The organism is Acidisphaera rubrifaciens HS-AP3, from assembly GCF_000964365.1.
Taxonomy (GTDB): Bacteria; Pseudomonadota; Alphaproteobacteria; order Acetobacterales; family Acetobacteraceae; genus Acidisphaera; species Acidisphaera rubrifaciens.
In genome coordinates, this window is record NZ_BANB01000442.1 from 1 (window position 1) to 3,720 (window position 3,720).

Below are 3,720 nucleotides of genomic sequence, written 5' to 3' on the forward strand. Positions count from 1 at the left end.
GGTCGCCGGCCCGATCGTCGGCAGGTCGGCCCGCGCCTCCTGTCCCGGCTTGCGCAGCTTGACCAGCACCCCGCCCGGCCCCTCGCGCGCCAGGCTGCCGGCGCGGGCGAGCATCGCGTCGGTGCCCTCGATCGCCTCGACGGCGAGCACAAGTCCCTGCTGCACGACGCAGCCCTGCCCGACATCGAGTTGCCCGAGCGCCGTGGCGACCGCATGACCACGCGCGATATCGGCGCGCGCGGCCGCGTCGGGCGTCGCGCGGGTAAGGCAGCCCTCCGGCATCAGCACGCCCGCCATCACGTCCTGCACGCCCAGGACGCGGAACCCGTCTTCGCCCAGCACCCGGATGACGGCACGCAGGATGCCGTCATCGCCGAGGAAGGCGGCCCGGCCGAGACGGGCGAGGAACCGCACCCCCTCGGCATCCGGGCGGAGATGAAGCATCGATGGCCGCCGCACCGCGCCGATCAGCACCAGATCGCGCGCCCCGTTCGCCTCCAGCAGCGCCTTGATCCGGCCGACCGCCCCCAGTCGCGCAAAGGCATGGCGATAGGGGGCGAGCACCGACGGCTCGGCATATCCCTCAAGCCCGACGATGAAGACCTCCCGCCCCGCCGCGCGTGCCGCCGCGGCCACCGACCCAGGCAGCGAACCCCCGCCCGCGAGGATTCCCAGCGTGCCGGCCACCACCCCGCTCTCCGCCGCCGCGGTCATGGCGAGCAACGAAGTCGCTCATGCGCGCTCTGGTTGAACGAACTACGCGAGAGCGTCATAGGGGACGAATACATGACCAAAGGATTACACTTCTACCTTGCAAATCCGCTTGACCGGCGACGCATCAGGCTCACATGAATGTGAGGAAGACGGGTGGGTTCCAGGATCGGATTGACGCATGAGCGACGACGTCCCCGGCAAGGGTGAAGCCCCCACGGCCGCGGGCATTCTGGAATGCCTGCGCATGCTGGTGGCGGAGGCGGCGAGCCTGCGGATGACCCAGACGGTGACGGCCCTGTCCGACGCCATCGCCGCCTGCGCGGCGGAGCGACGCGGGACCGGCCCGCAGGATCGCGTTCGCCTACACTGATCCGCACCCAGCGAAGTGGAGGTCTGGCAGGGCGGGATCGCGGCGGCCGGCGTCGTGACGCCTCAGGTCGTCTCGGGGTCGCCGGTCAGGTTGGCCGGGGTCAGTCCGCGCTTACCCTGGGTCATGATGAAGTCGAGCACCTCGGCCACCAGCGGATCGTCGCCGAAGCCGGCGCGCGTCTCCTCGTACCGGGTGGCGAGCACGCCGGTCTTGCCGAACAGCAGACGGAACGCGGCCCGCAGCCGGTGCACCTGCTCGCGGCCATAGCCGCGCCGCTGCAGCCCGATCACGTTCAGACCGCCGACCCAGCCGGCCCGGTTGGCCGTCACCATGGCGAACGGCACGACGTCGCCCGGGACGCCGACCATGCCGCCGATCATGGCGCCGCGGCCGATACGGATATTCTGATGCAGGGCCGCGCCGCCGCCGATCACCGCGTTGTCGTCGATCACCACGTGGCCGCCCATGACGACGTTGTTGGCGATCACGACGTGATTGCCGATCTGGCAGTCATGCGCGACGTGGACGACGTTCATCAGCATGCAGCCGTCGCCGATGCGGGTGACGCCCCGCCCCTGCGGCGTGCCACGATGGATCGAGCAATGCTCGCGTATCTGCACGCCGGCGCCGATCTCGCAGCGCGTCGGCTCGCCGCGGTATTTCAGGTCCTGCGGCGGCAGACCGATCGAGGCGAAGGGCTGCACCACCGTCCCCTCGCCGATGCGCGTACGCCCGGCGACGACGACATGGGACACCAGCTCCACGTTGTCGCCCAGCACCACGTCGGGACCGACCGTGCAGAACGGCCCGATGCGCACGCCGCTGCCGAGTTCGGCGCGCGGATCGACCACCGCGTTCGGATGCACCATCGTCGCCAGCCCGGTTTCGCGGTATCCGTCCATGCGTGAACTTGCCTTCATCAGGGGGACATGCGCCGTGTGCACTGCACAAGCTAGGCGCTCGACGACTCCCGGGCCAAGACAATCATTGTTGCCGGGTATTACAGAGAGGCCGCGTAACTGGCTGTTTCTGCTTATGTTTCAGCAGATGACAGGCCTCGGCGGGGCTGGGTTGCTAGCGGTCGACGATCATCGCCGTATAGGTGGCCTCGGCCACGGCGACGCCGTCCACGCGGGCGACGGCGTTCACCTTCCAGACGTTGCGCCTTGCGTGTTCCTTGACGACATGAATGCGCAGCTGATCGCCGGGCACGACGGGGCGGCGGAACTTGGCGCTGTCGATGGACATGAAATAGACGACCTTGCCATGCGCCGCCGGCCCGAGCGTCTCGACGACGAAGACGGCGGCGGTCTGGGCCATGCTCTCGATGATCAGCACGCCCGGCATGACCGGATGGGTCGGGAAATGCCCCTGGAAGAAGTTCTCGTTGATGGTGACGTTCTTCACGCCGACCGCCCGCTCGCCGAGCACCACGTCGACGACCTTGTCGATCAGCAGGAACGGGTAGCGGTGCGGGATCAGGTGCATGATCCGCGCGATGTCGATTACATCGATCACGCGCGCATCGGCCGGCTGGGGCTGGTCTTGGCTGGTCGTGGCGTCCATCAGGGTCAGTCCGTCTTGCCGTCGCGGTGCCTGCGTCCCGACTGCGCCAGCCGGCGCAGGGTCGCGATCTGCCGCATGGTGTCACGTGCCGGCTGGGCCGGGCTGCCAACATAGTCCGCCCGGGCGGGAATATCGGACATCACACCCGCCTGTGCGCCGATTTTCGCACCGGCGCCGACGCGGATATGGCCGACAAGCCCTGCCTGCCCGCCGATCAAAACGAAGTCCTCGATCACCGCCGAGCCCGCGATGCCCACCTGCGCGACGATGGCGCATGCGCGACCGATACGCACGTTGTGCCCGATCTGCACCAGGTTGTCGAGGCGCGAGCCGGCGCCGATCACCGTGTCCTGCAGGCTGCCGCGGTCGATCGTCGTGTTGGCGCCGACCTCCACGTCGTCCTCCAGCAGAACGCGCCCGACCTGCGGCACCGACAGGAAGCCGCGGTCGGTAATGGCGAAGCCATAGCCTTCCTGACCGATGCGCGCGCCGGGATAGACATAGACGCGGCGGCCGAGGATCGCGTGGCTCAGCGTGGCGTGCGGGCCGATGCGGCAATCCTCGCCGATCGCGACGCCCTCGCCGATCACGGCGTGCGCGCCCACGCGGCAGCGGGGCCCGATCTCCGCCCCGGCGGCGATCACCGCGAGCGGGCCGATCTCGGCCGAGGCATCGACCCGCGCGGCGGGATCGACGACCGCGCTCGGGTGGACCCCGGCCACGGCGGGCGGCAGCGGATGAAAGAGCGTGGCCACCCGTGCCCATGCTTCATAGGGCTTGGCCGACAGCAGCACGGCCGTACCCGCCGGCACCGCTTCGCGATGATCGGGGTGGACGATGACCGCCCCCGCCTGCGTCGCGCGCAGCGCCGGCAGGTAGAGGCGGTTGTCGAGAAAGCTGATCTCCTCCGCCCCTGCCGCCTGCAGCGGCCCGACGCCCTGGATCAGCCGGTCCGGCGGGCCGTCGGCCAGATCGAGGCCGGCGGCCTGCGCCAGGGTCGCCAGGCTGTGCGGCCCGGCCCGCCGGAAGAACCGGGCATCCCCCGCCACGGACCCGCGCCCCTCAGTGCC

General features: G+C 70.0%; 5 protein-coding genes. 1 reads left to right on the forward strand and 4 read right to left on the reverse strand.

Annotation, left to right across the window (positions count from 1 at the left end):
- Positions 1–714, reverse strand: a 714-nt coding sequence (locus B8460_RS12675) for an LpxI family protein (protein ID WP_048861968.1), incomplete at its 3' end; no start/stop codon positions are given.
- A gap of 178 nt (positions 715–892) precedes the next feature.
- Here B8460_RS12675 and B8460_RS12680 point away from each other — a divergent pair.
- On the forward strand, positions 893–1,084 hold the full coding sequence (locus B8460_RS12680; protein WP_048861969.1) for a hypothetical protein: 192 nt from the start codon (positions 893–895) through the stop codon (positions 1,082–1,084).
- Positions 1,085–1,146: 62 nt separating this feature from the next.
- On the opposite strand, the gene lpxA is transcribed toward B8460_RS12680, so the two are convergent.
- The 3 genes from lpxA to lpxD form a co-directional block, all read right to left on the reverse strand.
- Positions 1,147–1,986, reverse strand: a complete 840-nt coding sequence (lpxA, locus tag B8460_RS12685; RefSeq protein ID WP_241771184.1) for an acyl-ACP--UDP-N-acetylglucosamine O-acyltransferase — start codon at positions 1,984–1,986, stop codon at positions 1,147–1,149.
- A gap of 172 nt (positions 1,987–2,158) precedes the next feature.
- Positions 2,159–2,650 (reverse strand): 3-hydroxyacyl-ACP dehydratase FabZ, encoded by a 492-nt coding sequence (gene fabZ / locus B8460_RS12690; protein ID WP_048861970.1) that lies wholly within the window; start codon positions 2,648–2,650, stop codon positions 2,159–2,161.
- A 5-nt stretch (positions 2,651–2,655) separates the two neighbouring features.
- The gene (gene lpxD / locus B8460_RS12695; RefSeq protein ID WP_052945235.1) at positions 2,656–3,699 is read right to left on the reverse strand and encodes a UDP-3-O-(3-hydroxymyristoyl)glucosamine N-acyltransferase; all 1,044 of its coding nucleotides are present in this window, start codon (positions 3,697–3,699) and stop codon (positions 2,656–2,658) included.
- Between the last annotated feature and the right edge of the window lie 21 nt (positions 3,700–3,720).

Excerpts from the sequence above, each read along its gene's own strand:
- B8460_RS12680 (WP_048861969.1), top strand. The coding sequence starts at position 893 with ATGAGCGACGACGTCCCCGGCAAGGGTGAAGCCCCCACGGCCGCGGGC.
- lpxA (WP_241771184.1), bottom strand. The coding sequence starts at position 1,986 with ATGGACGGATACCGCGAAACCGGGCTGGCGACGATGGTGCATCCGAAC.
- fabZ (WP_048861970.1), bottom strand. The coding sequence starts at position 2,650 with ATGGACGCCACGACCAGCCAAGACCAGCCCCAGCCGGCCGATGCGCGC.